This window comes from Chitinophaga chungangae, assembly GCF_017742215.1.
Lineage (GTDB): Bacteria > Bacteroidota > Bacteroidia > Chitinophagales > Chitinophagaceae > Chitinophaga > Chitinophaga chungangae.
Genome location: NZ_JAGHKP010000003.1, coordinates 477,325 through 490,751 on the forward strand (window position 1 = coordinate 477,325; position 13,427 = coordinate 490,751).

Here is a 13,427-nt window from a genome sequence, read left to right on the forward strand (position 1 = left end):
GGCCCGCCATGGACGGATATCTACATTCTGTGAAAAACAGGCTGGAAACAGGCGGTTTAACGTTGTGGCATGTTTATGGCCCTGTCTATAACAAGCAAAAACCTATTTTTATGAAAGAGCAAACAGCAACAACAGGTGTTCTCAACGACCTGATCGCCATCCATAATGACCGTATTGCAGGCTACCAGAAGGCCCTGAAAGAGCTCAAAGCGGAAGATTCTGATCTCGAAAGGCTGTTCACCGGCATGATCAGTGAAAGCCAGGACATCAGGGAAACGCTTGCCGCCGAAGTACGCGCCGCGGGCGGAGACGTTGAATCAGGCACCACCGCATCCGGTAAGATCTACCGTGCCTGGATGGACGTAAAAGCCGCGTTTTCCGGCAACGACCGGAAAGCAGTGCTTTCGAATTGCGAAGCCGGTGAAGACGCCGCGCAGAATGCTTACAAATCCGCATTGAAGGAAGACGGCCTGCCCTCTTACCTGAGAGAAGTGCTTACTTCCCAGATGCAATCCCTGCGGGCTTCCCACGACGAAGTGAAAGCCCTGCGCGACGCGGCGTAACAACGCAGCGTCCATTTATTAACTAATGGTATTCAAAGAGACGAACTGAATGTTTGGGAACCAGGTGGAGTAAAGAAAGAACGGGAAGCCGCGCAAGCTTCCCGTTCTGTGTTTTATAGCGTTACAGCACCAGTTCGGCGTGTAATCTTTCGATCGTTTCCCCCGGCTCCCCGCCGCAAAGGCCCGGATGCACGCGGGAGGTCTGCAGAATGGAGCTGCGCATGGCCGTCAGCCAGCGGAAACGGCTGGCCAGGTCCAGCCGGCCGATGGGGCCTTCGCCGCGCGTTACCTTTTCGAACGCGGCTACGTAACCGCGCAGGGCTTCAATGTCCAGCCCCGGACTGATCGCCCGCAGTTTGTCTTCGTTCAGCGTGATGATCGTTTGCAGGAATTTTTTGTGCTTGCAGAAGAGGATCACGCCCACGTTGAGGAACTCTTCCCGCTCCACGCGCGGCACAACACGGATCACCGCATATTCATATAAGTGATTGTCTGGCATGTTGCGCTTCGTTTAAAAAGATCCCGGAATGTTGTAAACGGTGGGTCAGGAAGTTGTAATACACCTCCCTGGAGGCTTCTGGCTCTTCGCCGTGCGTGATCAGCCACTCGTCTGGTATGAGCGAAACCACATTGCGTATATGCGACGGCGTTAGCAATGCTTTAAATTCAGCGTCCACGGCGGCCAGTTCGCCGGCCCACGGCAGCAGCACGTGTTCTTTCACCTGCACGAAGGGTTTTTTGGACTGTTCTTCCCAATTCGTCCAGGAATGATGGAAATAGAGGGAAGCGCCGTGGTCGATCAGCCACAGTTCCCGGTTCCACAGCAGCATATTGGTATTGCGGGCGGTGCGGTCCACGTTGGTGAGCAGGCAATCCAGCCACACGATGCGCGAAGCCAGCAGCGGGTCTATGGCGGTGGTGGTCGGGTCGAACGTGATGGCGCCCGAAAGGTAATGCAGGCCGAGGTTCAGGCCGGTGCTGGCTTTCAGGAGGTCCTGTATTTCCTCGTCCGGCTCGGTGCGGCCAAAAGCTTCGTCGAGGCCGGCGAATACCAGCTCGGGCACTTTCAGGCCCAGTATGCGGGCTATTTCACCGCCTATCAGTTCCGCTATCAATGCCTTGATGCCCTGGCCCGCTCCGCGGAACTTCAGCACGTATAAAAATCCGTCGTCCGCTTCAGCGATGGCGGGCAGGCTGCCGCCTTCGCGCAGCGGCGTCACATACCGCGTTACGTTCACATGCCGGAGTTGAATGGTTTGCGTCATAGAATCCTTCCTGTTTGAATAAAGGGGAAAATTACCGTAAAAATCCCATATCGCGGCCGCGTAAAAACATGAATGCCATCCCGCCGCATTTCCATGCGGAGGATGGCATTGCCGGTTCCCGAAATGATTTATTCGATGATCCGCTGATCGTCGCCGGAGATCACCAGCACTTCTTCGTCTCCCAGCGGCAGCGTATGATAACCGGCGGCCTGCAGCGCCATGTTGGCCTGGTGGGCGCCCTGGATAAAATCGGCGTTGTCGATATGCGGGATCACGATGATATTGGTGAGGTTGAGGCCTTCGAGGATCACTTCCGGCGCATCGTCCGGATCGTCCATGGAATCGAAATATTCGATGGTGGGGCCCGCTACGATGGCGCCGGCGCTCCAGCCGGAGAATACCTTGCCCTGGCTAACGAGCGTGCGGATGATATCGTCCGCACCGCTGGCCCGCAATATCCAGCGCAGGTAAAAAGTATTGCCGCCGCCCAGCCAGATCACGTCTTTGCCGGAAAGTTTGTCGCGCAGCTGTTGCCGGCGGTTGCGGAACAGGCGGAGATCGATAGGCTCCACCTGGTAACCTTTCCGGCTGAAGGTTTGCCGCACGGCTTTCACCCAGCCTTCAGACTGCGGTATTACATCGGCGGCGTTCTCGATACAGGCAAGTTTGATGGCGGAGGGCTCTTTGCCCACCAGCCGGTTAAGCGCGTTCAGCTGCCGGTCGTTGATCCCGAGGGAATACAGGAGGAGTTTATATTGTCTTGACATTGCTCGTTTGGGTTTGATGACCGGCCATGCCAAGCCGGGAAACCCGCTGCGGCCGGTGGCTGATTACTCCTGTAAAGGTAGATGGGTTTGCTTTAAGGGGCAGGTTGCTTTCCCGACAAATTAAAGGGGTAAATACGACATATTTTAAGCCGATTGGGCCATTACCCCTTCCTTGTTGTATTTGTTGCGGTATTCGATGGGAGAGAGGCCGGTCACGCGTTTGAACACGGTGCGGAAAGCCTTGGTGTCGTTGTACCCTACGTCGTACATCAGCTCGTTCACGCTTTTGCGGCTGGTTTCCAGTCCTTTTTTCGCCACTTCGATCTTCACGCGCTGGATGTATTCCACCACGGTGTTCGATGTCGCTTTTTTGAAGCGCCTTTCGAGATTGCGGCGGCCCAGGGCAAACATGACGGCCAGCTGGTCTACGGTGATCTTTTCCTCGAAATTTTTTTCGATGTATTCCTGCGCTTTTTTGATGGGCTCGTCCTCGTGCGTTTTTTGTCCTTCGAACATGATGAAAGGGCTCTGGCTGGTGCGGTCGATGTCTATCATATACGCTTTGGACACGAGGATGGCTACGTCGCGGCCGGCGTGTTTTTCAATCAGGTAAACGGTCAGGTTCAGCCAGGAATACGCGCCGCCGCTGGTGTAAATGCCGTCTTCCCCGGTCATGATCTTATGGTCTACGAGGTTTACGTCGGGGTACATGTTGCGGAATTCGTTGGCGAACTTCCAGTGGGTAGCGCATTGTTTGCCTTTCATCAAACCGGTGCCCGCGAGGAAAAACGCGCCGATGCAAAAGGTGGCGATCTCGGCGCCGCGGTTGTACTGGTCTTTGATCCAGGGAATGAGGTCTTTGTTCAGCTCCAGCGCTTTTTGCTGGTCGCCATGTATCGCGGGAATGACGATCAGGTCGGTCTTTTTGATCTCACCGATCAGTTTTTCGGGGCGGATGGAAAACAGGCCGTCGCGCTGGCTGTTGTTTTTTTCGAGGCCTACCAGCTCGACTATAAAACGCGGTTCCCTGCCTAAAGCGGTCAGGAACCCGTTCACTTCGGAGAAGATCTGCAACGATCCTTCGATGTTCGTTACGCTGGTATGGCCCTGGGGCACGAGAATGGATATGTGTTTCATATTGCTAAATTACCAAGGGCGTTTGTCGCGATCAACCCCCTGGGATGTCTTTTTTACAACCCCTTTTTACCTTTTTTGCATCGGAAATGATCGGTATATTTGTTTTGACCTAACTTTTGGTGCATGAAATACCAGCAACTGGTTACTCCCCCGCAATTAAAAGACCATATCCGGCATTTCTGGGTACTGGAAAGCGAGCACCCGCAGACCGACAGTACGTTCAGAACGATCGCAGACGGTTCTCCCGGCCTCATCCTGCAGGATACGGACAAAGGCGTGATGTTCCAGAATGCCAAAGAACTTCCCGGCGCGTTTCTTTACGGGCAAAGCACTTCCCATGCGGAAGTAAAGGTGAACGGGATGTTCAGCACCATCGGCATTTATTTCAGCCCGGGCGCATTGCGTTCGGTGTTTGGTTTGAGGGCGGACGAGCTGACCAATGGCTGTCTCCCGCTGGCGGACATTGCGGCGCCCATCGCCCGGCAATTGGCAGAAGCCGGCAGCCTGGAAGCACGCGTAAAAATGCTGACCGATTTTGTGAGCTCGCTGGTAACCCGCCACGAGCCGGCCGCCGATAAAAGCATGGAACATGCGCTGTCGCGCATCTGGCAGTCGGAAGGGAACCTTTCGCTGAAAGCGCTGCGGGAAGAGCTGGGCCTTTCGGAAAGAAGTTTCGAGCGGCGTTTTAAACAGATCGTAGGCGTTCCACCCAAGATGTTTTCCCGCATTTCGCAGTTCCAGGCTTCGCTGACGCAGCTGCGCAACCTGAAATATGAAAAACTTTCGGATGTGGCGTTTGGCAACGAATATGCAGACCAGAGCCATTTTATCCGCGCGTTCCGGGAATTCGCCGGCGTATCGCCTCTCAAGTTCAGCACCCATACGCCGGAAGTGATGAAAAACTTTTCCGCCGTCAACAAATAACAGCCCCGCCTGGTCTTTTCCGCATCATGACGGTTTTGTTCTATTTTCCGGTCCTCCGGCGGTCTAGCTTTGCTGTAAACAATCCACACCATGATCGTCAATATCACGCTTTTCCTGGCCACTATGGCCACCGTGCTGGCAGCAGGACTTTTTTACTCCTACGCCGTGTCCGTTAATCCCGGTTTGGGCCGCCTGCCTGATGCGGCATATCTTTCAGCCATGCAGTCCATCAACCGCGCCATTCTCAACCCTTTGTTTTTCCTGAGTTTTATGGGCGCGGTATTGCTTTTGCCGGCCAGCGCCTGGATGCATTACAGCCGCAACCATATCCGTTTCTGGTGGCTGCTGGCCGCGGCGGTGGTGTATATTGCGGGCACCTTCGGCGTAACCGTTGCGGGCAATGTGCCGCTGAACAATACGCTGGACGCGATGAACCTGGAAGGCGCCACCCCGGAACAGCTGAGCGGCTGGCGCAAAACGTTCGAAAAACCCTGGAACACCTTAAATACGGTGCGCACGTGGGCGAACATTTTATCGGCCGCCATACTGGCCGCGATGTTTATCTTCACAAAAGATACGCAGGGGGAATAGGGGATGTCGGATTCAACCCTCTTTTTGTCTTAATCGCACATCACGCGGAAAAAGAAATCACGCTAAACTTGCAGTATGATTTCACCACAAAACTTTTGACTTATGAAACCGAAAACCATCAAAATCGTTTACTGGGCTTCCACGATCTTTTTCGCGCTTTTCGCCATATTCGACGGCATCGGCGGCGTAACGCGCCAGCAGGCCGGGGTAGATGCGATGCAGATGCTCGGGTACCCTGTTTATTTTCTGACCATTTCCGGCGTAGCGAAATTGCTGGGAGCCGCGGCCCTTCTGCAAACGAAATATAAAACCGTGAAGGAATGGGCTTACGCGGGGTTTGCTTTTCAGTGCCTCGGGGCTTCCGTATCCTGGTCGTTCGTAGGGGCGGAAGCGTTCTTTATTATTTTCCCGCTGATCATACTGGCTATCATGAGCTTGTCTTATTATTCCTGGAAAAAATACGAACAGCTGAAAGCAAATGCGTACTTTCATGAAAACAGTTACAGCAAATGAATATCCTGATCACCGTCCTGCTCGTTATCGCCGGTATTATCGCGCTGCTGCTGATCATCGGCCTTTTTTCCAGGAAAGATTACGCTATTTCCCGGGAAGTGCTCATCAATAAACCGGTTTCCGTTGTATTCGATTATGTCAAATACCTGAGGAACCAGGAGCATTATTTTAAATACGTGATGATGGACCCGGCTATGAAAAAGGAATTTGTTGGCACGGACGCCACGCCGGGATTCATTTATCACTGGGACAGTCAGCATAAAAGCGTAGGCAAAGGTTCACAGGAGATCAAACGGATCGTGGACAATGAAAAGATCGATTATGAGGTGGTGTTCATCAAACCTTTCGAAGGCGTGCTGCAAAGCAGCCTGTATACGGCGCCCGTCGGGGAAAGCGGCACAAAAGTGACCTGGACGTCTGCCAGCCGCATGAAATACCCGATGAACCTGATGTTGTTGTTTATGAATATGGAAAATATGATCGGGAAGGATTTTGATGAGAGTTTACAGAATTTGAAGAAAGTATTGGAGAAGTAAGTCTGAAAATATTTGAAAGCCGTTCCGGGAGGAGCGGCTTTTTTTTTAGTGTTACGGAATGAAGACAATTTACGCGATCATTTTAATGGTGTGTTTTTCACTTACGGGAGCAGCACAAAAACGCCTCAATAAAATGGACGGTACGTTCATATCAAAAGAAGATGCGAAGGTTAAGCTAACCATTATCAGTGGGAAATACGTTTTGGCCGATCCCGGAAGAATGGCCACCCTGCTGCTTGATGCTGCGACACCATCACTTTCGCAAAAGTACGTTACGACAGCGACGGGTTGCTCATATTCAACAGCGACCCTTCCCTGAACCCTATTTTTGTTAATATGGAAGTGACCGAAAAGAAAAAACAAGGCGTCGATTCTGTGTTTTTCGAGATCACTAATCCCGTTGAACAGGCCTATGGAAAATATAACCCCGCCGGCGGCGATCTGATTTACACGCTTCTTGTTCAGCCGGTTTCAAACAGCCTGGATTACTTCAAAGAAAATAACCTTCCATTTACCGGCCGGCGGATACGTTTTTATAATCCTTCAAAGGTGGACGTCTTCAGTTTTTTGATCACGATTGTGCCGAAACGTTCTATACCCGTTAAGAATATTGCTGTCAGGGAATTGTATACGATGGAATATCACGTGAAAAACAAAGGGTCGAATTATTTTGAGATCAATATGCCTCAGCTTAATTATGGTTATATCAGTTACAAAAGGCTGAAAGAGGATTCTGCTAAAATAACGGCCCCGGATACGATTGTTTGGGATGGGGTGACTTTTGTAAGGGAAAATTAACCCCCAGATGAGAAAGTCGGGTTTGTTTCAAAACCGATCATTTTTTGTTATTAGATGTTTCAAATACACTTTCGATTTGTTAATTATTTCTTCATTTGGATTTTATTTCCATAAATTTACTCCCGTTCCCGTAATGCAGCAGGCCGCTACTTTTTATTCATCAAACTCACGTCTAACACCCTAAAACCACTCTACCCATGAGATCACTATTTGTTGTGACCGCACTATTGATGGCATTGTCGTGCAAAAGAGACAGCCAGCCGGTATCGCCCTCCCCCGGAGAACTCAACACCCGATCCGTTGTGGACGCCGCCGAAGCGACCAAAAAAGAGATCATTATCTGCGATCAGAAAAATGCCCGCATCATTATGGTAGACGTTGCCAACGGCAACGCCATCACCTGGGAATGGAAGGCCAACGCCTCCTATGCCATGATCCGCAGCGGCGCGCAGGGCTGGTTTTCCAACCTGAGCGAAGCCAAACTGGTGTATAATAACAATTACATCCTTGCCACCGCGTCCGGCGGTGGCGTGGCGCTGATCAATATCAGCTCCAAAAAGGCCATCTGGTACGACTATGCGGGAGGCAACACCCATTCCGCCGAGCTGCTGCCAAACGGCAATATCGTAACGGCTTCCAGCACGGGAGGTTACCTGAAGATCTTCGTGACCGATTCCTATATCAACGACGAATCCGCCCAAACCGGGCCCATCGCTTTCCCGGACGTGCACAACGTGGTGTGGGACCATGCGCGCCAGCAGCTTTACGCGGCCGGTAAAAACATCATCCGCGTATATTCCTACAACAACAGCTGCTACAGCCCGGCCCTTACCCTCAAAAAAACCTGGACGATGCCCGAAGGCAACGCCCATGATCTTTTCCCCGTGCACGGCAGCACAACGGACCTTTGGCTGACCAACTCGGGGCACATCTATAAGTTTAACGTAGTAACAGGCGCCTTCACCCTGCAAAAAACACAGTCCGCCGTGAAGGCCGTTACCTCCGGTCCTTCGGGCTATGCTACCATCCTCGCCCGCGCAACGGGCGTTGGCGGAGAAACCTGGAGAACAGACCAGATCATCGACATTGCGGGCGCCGTGGTGTATAAAAACACTTCGCTCGGCCTGTACAAAGCGCGCTGGAGACTGATCAACCTCTTCAGCTACCCGGCTAACGACGGTTTCCACGAGTGCACGCACTAAAGACCGCAAAAATTGCTGCTATATTACGCGTAACAAAAAGTCCCGGCGAAGGCCGGGATCTTTTTTTATAGATGATCTGCGGTATCATTACATCAAAGCACTTTTACCGGGATGCTTTTTTCGTCGGTATCACCTTCAGGATTCACCGCCAGAACGGTCACCTTTCCTTCGCCGGGTTTTTCCGCGAGATAGACCACTCGGTCGTTTTCCTGCAGGATCTCCCCGTTGTCCGTGGTAAACCGGTACCACAAGGGCCGCTGCACCGGGTCTTCCGCGCGAAGGTTCAGCACGGTGGCCCGGCCCGCCGGCATTTCACGCAGTTCCGCTTCGAACTGCAATATTTCCGGCCTGGTTTTGCCGTTGCCGGCGTGTTGTTTCCGGGTGAAAAGATTATCCACGTCAAACGCCAGCTGCTCTGTCCGCACCGTTTCGCGGCCGATGCTGTTGAGCATCACGATCATGTTTGCGCGGATAAAAAGCATATTTCGCATTTCGTCAGACGGCCCGGTGTACGCCACATCGCCCAGCAGCGCCATTTTATCGGGTACCGCGGGCAGCTGCAGGATCATATGTTCCTGCAACAATCCCCGGAAACCGGCCTGCGCTTCTTTCCACGAGGCAGTTGGGATCACGTCTATTTTCACCATCGCGTTTTTTTCCTGGTGCCGCCAGTAATATTCCAGTATGGGATATTCCTTGAAATGCTGGTTGGCCTTGGCTTCCGCCAGCACCCATCCGGGCAGTTCCTTTCCGCCCAGCGCAAATTGCCAGATGAAAAGGTTTTTGGTGACGTTCCATTTTTCAGGATGATATGCTGATGTCATGTTGATGCGGTTTTAAGTTTAAATGAGTGCTCTTCTTTTTCTTGTAGCGGGCGCGGGATTGCAATTGCCGCATCCGCCGGGCGTGTTGGGCGATAGCCGGAGCCGGTAACCCAGGCTGCTGCAATCGCCGAACACCATGTTGGTGGCAAGCACCGGCGAATGCGGCGCGCTGTCCGGCGCTGCGTCCGCATCCAGTTGCAGGCATGCGTCGAACACCGCTTCGGAAGCCGTGCAGGCGCCTTTCCAGGCTACTTCGTGGTAGGAGAATGAAGTGCCGCCCCAGTTGCTGCAGCCGGGGTACCACGCGCCGTAACCGACGGCGATAAACGGGTTTAGCTGAAAGCCATATTCCATGCGGCTTTGCCAGAGATCGCAGCCGAGAATATTGGCGAAGGTGGAAAGGATCGTGGCGCAGTCTGTACAATTCACCAGCTCGCCGTTGCCGGGCCCGCCGCGCAGCAATTCAAGGAATTTGGTACAGTCGAAACTGCCGATCGCATAATGCGTAGCGCCGCCGCCGGGACAATCATACCGCATAGTGCCCGGCCCCAGCGCGTACACGCGTTCGGTTACTTTAGTAGCGGCCTGGTCTATATCCCCGGAAAGAACGCCCCAGTCGCAGGCGTAATCGAGCACTTCCGTCCAGGGCAATTGCGTGCTGCCCGCGGTTTGCACCCAGGGAAGGGTAGGCGTGCGAAGGACAACATAAATACGGTGAGCGGTATGGCGAAGTTCCTGCCAAGGATCGCGGGCATTCAGCCTGTATTGCCAGCGCCATTCTGTGGTGCGTTTGCTTACGCCCGCGTTGGCGAGGTTGGTGTTGATGAGGGAGAAAGGAACGAAGCCGGAATCGCCCGCCGACAGGTCTACCCATCTTTCCTGCACTTCTCCGAGCACGTTCCCGGCAATGGCCTTCACAAACAGCCGGATAAGCTTCACGATAACGCCCGCGCAGCCGCCCCGGCCGGGAGGATCGGTAACCGCGTCGAGCGCGCACCTGTATGCGGCGGACCTCGGGGTCCGTGCTCTGAAACCTTGCCTGGATGGTAACGGTGTTGCCGTTCGTGTCCGCAATGCTGTATGCGGCAGGAGAATCTTCAGGGTTCACGCTTACCCCTTCGGTCCATTCGGGAACATTCACTGTTTGCGTGGCGTTCCTGCGGATGGTCAGCGCGTCGGTATTGCACGAGCCTGCGCTGTGGTTGAACTTGATCGCTTTGAGGGATATCATAACAAACGGGATTAACTTAATGCGAAGGTCCCGCTTTTACCAAATACGCAGCCGCGTATTTATACCTGATTTAACCGCATATGATATTTGTCGATGCCTTCCGCGAACCCGTTAATTCTTCCCATTCACATTATAAAAGTTATAATCCGTCATCGGCGCATCGGTGAACCCGAGGTTGCGCCCGATGGTCGTGATCTGCCCGCGGTGATATGTGCTGTGCGTTACAGCGTGGATGATGTATTCGAAATTCGGGAAGTCTGACTGGAACCAGGGGCTTACGATCAACGTGGTGCCAAGCACGGCGTCGGCGTTCAGGGTGCGGATAAAGCCCGCCATTTCCCGCGACTGTTCAAGAATGCCGCTGTAAGTGTCTTCCAGCGTGCCGGTGTATTCGTCGTAAGTTTGCGCTTCTTCTTTACGGAGTATCGACAGCCAGTAACGCTGCGTCTGCCAGATATGCACCAGCGTTTTCTGGATGCTGGGAAAGCTGGACGGCACTTCCCGGCCTACCACTTCTTCGGGCTTGGTGCGCAGCCAGTTTACCAGGCGCTCGTTGGCCCAGAGATTGTAATCCGCATAGTTCTGCACTAAATAAACCATGGGGGAAACTGTTGTCTGTTGCATGATGTCAGGTTTTATGGTACAAATAAAATATGGGCTTATGACAGCAGTATGTCAGGAGGTTAACCGGCTTGAAAAAATAATTTTCATCCGCTTTATTCCAGCTTCAACGTCTTCCGCATCCCGGTCATCATTTCATACAATTCCCCCACCGGTACGGCCTTTTTTGCGCGCTGGCCTTCCGCCCTTTCCTGCCGCAGCCAAAGGGCGGGAGTGAAGAGGTAGGACCTTTCAGGCCCCAGTTTCGCCACGTCTTTTTCCCATCCTTCCCAACGCTGGCCTTCGTAAAAACCTTTTACGTCGCCGCTGAAGCAGAAAAGCAGGAAATCGGTATAACTGATCTCCAGGTCTTCCCACTGCAGGTTGTCCGGCGCGAGGTAAAACACGTTGCCCTGGTTGAAACCGAACTTGCCGCCGTTGATGGCGAAGAACCCGCCGATGGCATCGTCCGCGACTAACAGGAAAAGCGGCCTTTCGCCGGCTTCCCTGAAGGATTTCCCGCGGTTCCAGTCTGGCAGCGAACGTTTGAATTTCGCATGGCCGGAGCCGAGTACGCGTATCCAGCCGCCGTCTATCAAAATGCCGCCGGTGTTGTAAATTATTGCGCCCATGGGCGAACGGGTGGTCACCTGCGTGGTGTAAAGCGCTTTGGCGGATTTTGACGTGTCTGCCGGGAATACCTGTACTTTGTTCGTTGCGGAATCAATCCAGCCTTTTATGACCGGCCAGGCGGGATCGTCTTTAACGAGCAGCGAATCCAGCGGGCGCATATGGAATTGCTGCGCATGGGCGGCGATGGAAAAGAAGAAAAACAGGAAGAGGAACGGCAGTTTTTGCATAATGTAACAGGTTGCCGCTAAAGTAATCAAAAAAAGAAAAACCGGCCCGCAATGCATGGAGCCGGTTTTGTTGTATGACTACCAGGGAACGCCTAGTTTTTGGGAGCGTAGATCTTGATCACGCCATCGTCTTCGCTGCTTACGATCAGCAGGCTCTTTTTATTGGGACTGTTCTTCGCGTCCACGAACAGCACGCCTTCCGGCGCGTCGCCGGATTTCAGGATCTTCAGGAAAACGGGCGCGGTGGGATTGGTCACATCATATACCGCTACTGCATCTACTCTTTCCATGCCAACGAACGCGATGTTTTTGTTGCCCATCGTGCCGAGGGTGATGCCTTCCGGTTCAATGCTTTTGTCGTCGCTGCGGCCGTCGTCGTAAAAACCGGCTTCTTTCACTTTCACGTCGAGCTCATTTTTGCTGTCGAACATTTGTGCGCCGGTGTTGCCGTTCCATACGGAGAAAGAACGCGCGCCGAAAGAGTAGAGCGATTCGTACAAGCCGTCCGCATTAGCGTCGCCAAGAGTTTTGGTAACGTTCAGGCGGCCCAGGGAAGCGTCTGCTTTCAATGCGGCGGCGTCGGGGAACGCGGTAGGGTCCAGCGAAAGGTTTTTCACCCTTTCGGCTTCGGTGATCGCATCGTATTCACGGGCGTCGCCTTCGTTGACGGTGAACAGGTGAGGGATGCCCGTGCCGTTCTGCAATACCGCGATGGCGTCCGGCATGTAAATGCCTTTCACCGGCGATTTTTTGAAGGTGATGCCGCCGTCTTTGTCGGAAAGATCGGTAGCGTTGGCGTCGGTGTTATAATCTTTGAAACCAAGGGGGAAGATGTCTGTAATGGTTTTGGTTTCCAGGTTGATCTTCGCGATGGCGTTGTTTTCCTGCAGGGTAACCCAGGCGGTTTTGGAATCGGGCGCCACGGCAATGTATTCCGGCTCGATGTCCTGCGCGAAAGTTGCGTTGGGACCGAATATACGGAGCCCTTTCTGCTGCAACGCCGCCCGCTGGCTGGCGAAACCGCTGAAATCCAGGTTTTGCACGCTGTAATTGTTGTCTATGCTGATAACGGATACAGAACCTGCGGGGTCTACGGAATAATCGCTTTTCGGTTCGCCTTCGTTGGCGGTGAGAATGAATTTTCCATCGGGGGAAAACGTTACCATGTCTGGCAAAGCGCCGGTAGCGATGGTTTTGATCACGCTGAGGTTTTCGGTGTTGTATACCGTCACGCGGCCTGCGGCCTGTTTGTCCGTTGCCTCGATGGCGGCGGCCAGTTTACCGCTGTGTACGGAAAGACTGTTCACCGCACCGGCATTGGTCAGGATGTCTTTGTTCAGGTCTGCGGGGTGAGCGGGGTCGGAAAGGTCGAGTACTTTAATGGCGTTGTAAGTTTCTTCGTTTTTTACCACGAACAGGCGTTTGGTGATGGGGTCGTAAGCGCTGATCTCGGCTGCGCCGGTCTCACCGATGTCGATGGTGCCGATCTCTTCGAAGGAAGACGGGTCTTCCATGGTTTCAGGGTCGTTAACGTCGTTTTTGGAACAGGCGGCAAAAGCGATCATGGCCGCAAGCGGCAACAGGTACTTGTTTTTCATTCGCATGTGTCAATATAG

General features: G+C 53.2%; 17 protein-coding genes. 8 read left to right on the forward strand and 9 right to left on the reverse strand.

What is annotated here, in order from left to right; all coding sequences use genetic code 11:
- Positions 1 to 110: 110 nt before the first annotated feature.
- On the forward strand, positions 111 to 563 hold the full coding sequence (locus tag J7I43_RS16265; protein ID WP_209146906.1) for a PA2169 family four-helix-bundle protein: 453 nt from the start codon (positions 111 to 113) through the stop codon (positions 561 to 563).
- A gap of 121 nt (positions 564 to 684) precedes the next feature.
- On the opposite strand, the gene J7I43_RS16270 is transcribed toward J7I43_RS16265, so the two are convergent.
- The 4 genes from J7I43_RS16270 to J7I43_RS16285 form a co-directional block, all read right to left on the reverse strand.
- Positions 685 to 1,062, reverse strand: a complete 378-nt coding sequence (locus J7I43_RS16270; protein ID WP_209146907.1) for a DUF3037 domain-containing protein — start codon at positions 1,060 to 1,062, stop codon at positions 685 to 687.
- On the reverse strand, positions 1,040 to 1,828 hold the full coding sequence (locus J7I43_RS16275) for a HipA family kinase (protein ID WP_209146908.1): 789 nt from the start codon (positions 1,826 to 1,828) through the stop codon (positions 1,040 to 1,042). The genes J7I43_RS16270 and J7I43_RS16275 overlap by 23 nt, the downstream gene beginning before the upstream one ends.
- Before the next feature lie 128 nt (positions 1,829 to 1,956).
- A complete protein-coding gene (locus tag J7I43_RS16280; protein WP_209146909.1) occupies positions 1,957 to 2,595 on the reverse strand; it encodes a Type 1 glutamine amidotransferase-like domain-containing protein in 639 nt (212 codons plus the stop codon).
- 144 nt (positions 2,596 to 2,739) lie between these two features.
- Positions 2,740 to 3,732 carry a GlxA family transcriptional regulator gene (locus J7I43_RS16285; protein WP_209146910.1) on the reverse strand — a complete coding sequence of 331 codons (993 nt, stop codon included), beginning with the start codon at positions 3,730 to 3,732 and terminating at the stop codon, positions 2,740 to 2,742.
- A 123-nt stretch (positions 3,733 to 3,855) separates the two neighbouring features.
- Between J7I43_RS16285 and J7I43_RS16290 the strand changes: the two genes are divergently transcribed.
- The 7 genes from J7I43_RS16290 (at position 3,856) to J7I43_RS16320 (ending at position 8,296) form a co-directional block, all read left to right on the forward strand.
- Positions 3,856 to 4,656 (forward strand): helix-turn-helix domain-containing protein, encoded by an 801-nt coding sequence (locus tag J7I43_RS16290; protein ID WP_209146911.1) that lies wholly within the window; start codon positions 3,856 to 3,858, stop codon positions 4,654 to 4,656.
- Between the two features lie 90 nt (positions 4,657 to 4,746).
- The gene (locus tag J7I43_RS16295) at positions 4,747 to 5,247 is read left to right on the forward strand and encodes an anthrone oxygenase family protein (protein WP_209146912.1); all 501 of its coding nucleotides are present in this window, start codon (positions 4,747 to 4,749) and stop codon (positions 5,245 to 5,247) included.
- A gap of 102 nt (positions 5,248 to 5,349) precedes the next feature.
- On the forward strand, positions 5,350 to 5,760 hold the full coding sequence (locus J7I43_RS16300) for a DoxX family protein (protein ID WP_209146913.1): 411 nt from the start codon (positions 5,350 to 5,352) through the stop codon (positions 5,758 to 5,760).
- Entirely contained in the window at positions 5,757 to 6,296 is a 540-nt protein-coding gene (locus J7I43_RS16305) for an SRPBCC family protein (protein ID WP_209146914.1), read from the forward strand. Before J7I43_RS16300 ends, J7I43_RS16305 begins: the two co-directional genes overlap by 4 nt.
- Positions 6,297 to 6,354: 58 nt before the next feature.
- Positions 6,355 to 6,615 (forward strand): hypothetical protein, encoded by a 261-nt coding sequence (locus J7I43_RS16310; protein ID WP_209146915.1) that lies wholly within the window; start codon positions 6,355 to 6,357, stop codon positions 6,613 to 6,615.
- Positions 6,616 to 6,632: 17 nt separating this feature from the next.
- Positions 6,633 to 7,094, forward strand: coding sequence for a hypothetical protein (locus tag J7I43_RS16315; protein ID WP_209146916.1), 462 nt, complete (start codon positions 6,633 to 6,635; stop codon positions 7,092 to 7,094).
- 197 nt (positions 7,095 to 7,291) lie between these two features.
- Positions 7,292 to 8,296 carry a DUF6528 family protein gene (locus J7I43_RS16320; RefSeq protein WP_209146917.1) on the forward strand — a complete coding sequence of 335 codons (1,005 nt, stop codon included), beginning with the start codon at positions 7,292 to 7,294 and terminating at the stop codon, positions 8,294 to 8,296.
- A 92-nt stretch (positions 8,297 to 8,388) separates the two neighbouring features.
- Here J7I43_RS16320 and J7I43_RS16325 read toward each other — a convergent pair whose 3' ends face one another.
- The 5 genes from J7I43_RS16325 to J7I43_RS16345 form a co-directional block, all read right to left on the reverse strand.
- Positions 8,389 to 9,120: a hypothetical protein gene (locus J7I43_RS16325; protein WP_209146918.1), complete on the reverse strand. Its 732-nt coding sequence runs from the start codon at positions 9,118 to 9,120 to the stop codon at positions 8,389 to 8,391.
- A gap of 18 nt (positions 9,121 to 9,138) precedes the next feature.
- The gene (locus tag J7I43_RS16330) at positions 9,139 to 10,059 is read right to left on the reverse strand and encodes a hypothetical protein (protein WP_209146919.1); all 921 of its coding nucleotides are present in this window, start codon (positions 10,057 to 10,059) and stop codon (positions 9,139 to 9,141) included.
- Between the two features lie 403 nt (positions 10,060 to 10,462).
- Positions 10,463 to 10,975: a DinB family protein gene (locus J7I43_RS16335; protein ID WP_209146920.1), complete on the reverse strand. Its 513-nt coding sequence runs from the start codon at positions 10,973 to 10,975 to the stop codon at positions 10,463 to 10,465.
- A 92-nt stretch (positions 10,976 to 11,067) separates the two neighbouring features.
- A complete protein-coding gene (locus J7I43_RS16340; RefSeq protein WP_209146921.1) occupies positions 11,068 to 11,811 on the reverse strand; it encodes a DUF2625 domain-containing protein in 744 nt (247 codons plus the stop codon).
- Positions 11,812 to 11,903: 92 nt separating this feature from the next.
- Complete coding sequence (locus tag J7I43_RS16345) at positions 11,904 to 13,415, reverse strand: choice-of-anchor I family protein (RefSeq protein WP_209146922.1); 1,512 nt, start codon at positions 13,413 to 13,415, stop codon at positions 11,904 to 11,906.
- Positions 13,416 to 13,427 lie beyond the last annotated feature (12 nt).

What these genes read in the sequence shown, in the direction of transcription:
- J7I43_RS16265 (WP_209146906.1), top strand. Translation starts at nt 111, where the DNA reads ATGAAAGAGCAAACAGCAACAACAGGTGTTCTCAACGACCTGATCGCC.
- J7I43_RS16270 (WP_209146907.1), bottom strand. Translation starts at nt 1,062, where the DNA reads ATGCCAGACAATCACTTATATGAATATGCGGTGATCCGTGTTGTGCCG.
- J7I43_RS16275 (WP_209146908.1), bottom strand. Translation starts at nt 1,828, where the DNA reads ATGACGCAAACCATTCAACTCCGGCATGTGAACGTAACGCGGTATGTG.
- J7I43_RS16280 (WP_209146909.1), bottom strand. Translation starts at nt 2,595, where the DNA reads ATGTCAAGACAATATAAACTCCTCCTGTATTCCCTCGGGATCAACGAC.
- J7I43_RS16285 (WP_209146910.1), bottom strand. Translation starts at nt 3,732, where the DNA reads ATGAAACACATATCCATTCTCGTGCCCCAGGGCCATACCAGCGTAACG.
- J7I43_RS16290 (WP_209146911.1), top strand. Translation starts at nt 3,856, where the DNA reads ATGAAATACCAGCAACTGGTTACTCCCCCGCAATTAAAAGACCATATC.
- J7I43_RS16295 (WP_209146912.1), top strand. Translation starts at nt 4,747, where the DNA reads ATGATCGTCAATATCACGCTTTTCCTGGCCACTATGGCCACCGTGCTG.
- J7I43_RS16300 (WP_209146913.1), top strand. Translation starts at nt 5,350, where the DNA reads ATGAAACCGAAAACCATCAAAATCGTTTACTGGGCTTCCACGATCTTT.
- J7I43_RS16305 (WP_209146914.1), top strand. Translation starts at nt 5,757, where the DNA reads ATGAATATCCTGATCACCGTCCTGCTCGTTATCGCCGGTATTATCGCG.
- J7I43_RS16310 (WP_209146915.1), top strand. Translation starts at nt 6,355, where the DNA reads ATGAAGACAATTTACGCGATCATTTTAATGGTGTGTTTTTCACTTACG.
- J7I43_RS16315 (WP_209146916.1), top strand. Translation starts at nt 6,633, where the DNA reads ATGGAAGTGACCGAAAAGAAAAAACAAGGCGTCGATTCTGTGTTTTTC.
- J7I43_RS16320 (WP_209146917.1), top strand. Translation starts at nt 7,292, where the DNA reads ATGAGATCACTATTTGTTGTGACCGCACTATTGATGGCATTGTCGTGC.
- J7I43_RS16325 (WP_209146918.1), bottom strand. Translation starts at nt 9,120, where the DNA reads ATGACATCAGCATATCATCCTGAAAAATGGAACGTCACCAAAAACCTT.
- J7I43_RS16335 (WP_209146920.1), bottom strand. Translation starts at nt 10,975, where the DNA reads ATGCAACAGACAACAGTTTCCCCCATGGTTTATTTAGTGCAGAACTAT.
- J7I43_RS16340 (WP_209146921.1), bottom strand. Translation starts at nt 11,811, where the DNA reads ATGCAAAAACTGCCGTTCCTCTTCCTGTTTTTCTTCTTTTCCATCGCC.
- J7I43_RS16345 (WP_209146922.1), bottom strand. Translation starts at nt 13,415, where the DNA reads ATGCGAATGAAAAACAAGTACCTGTTGCCGCTTGCGGCCATGATCGCT.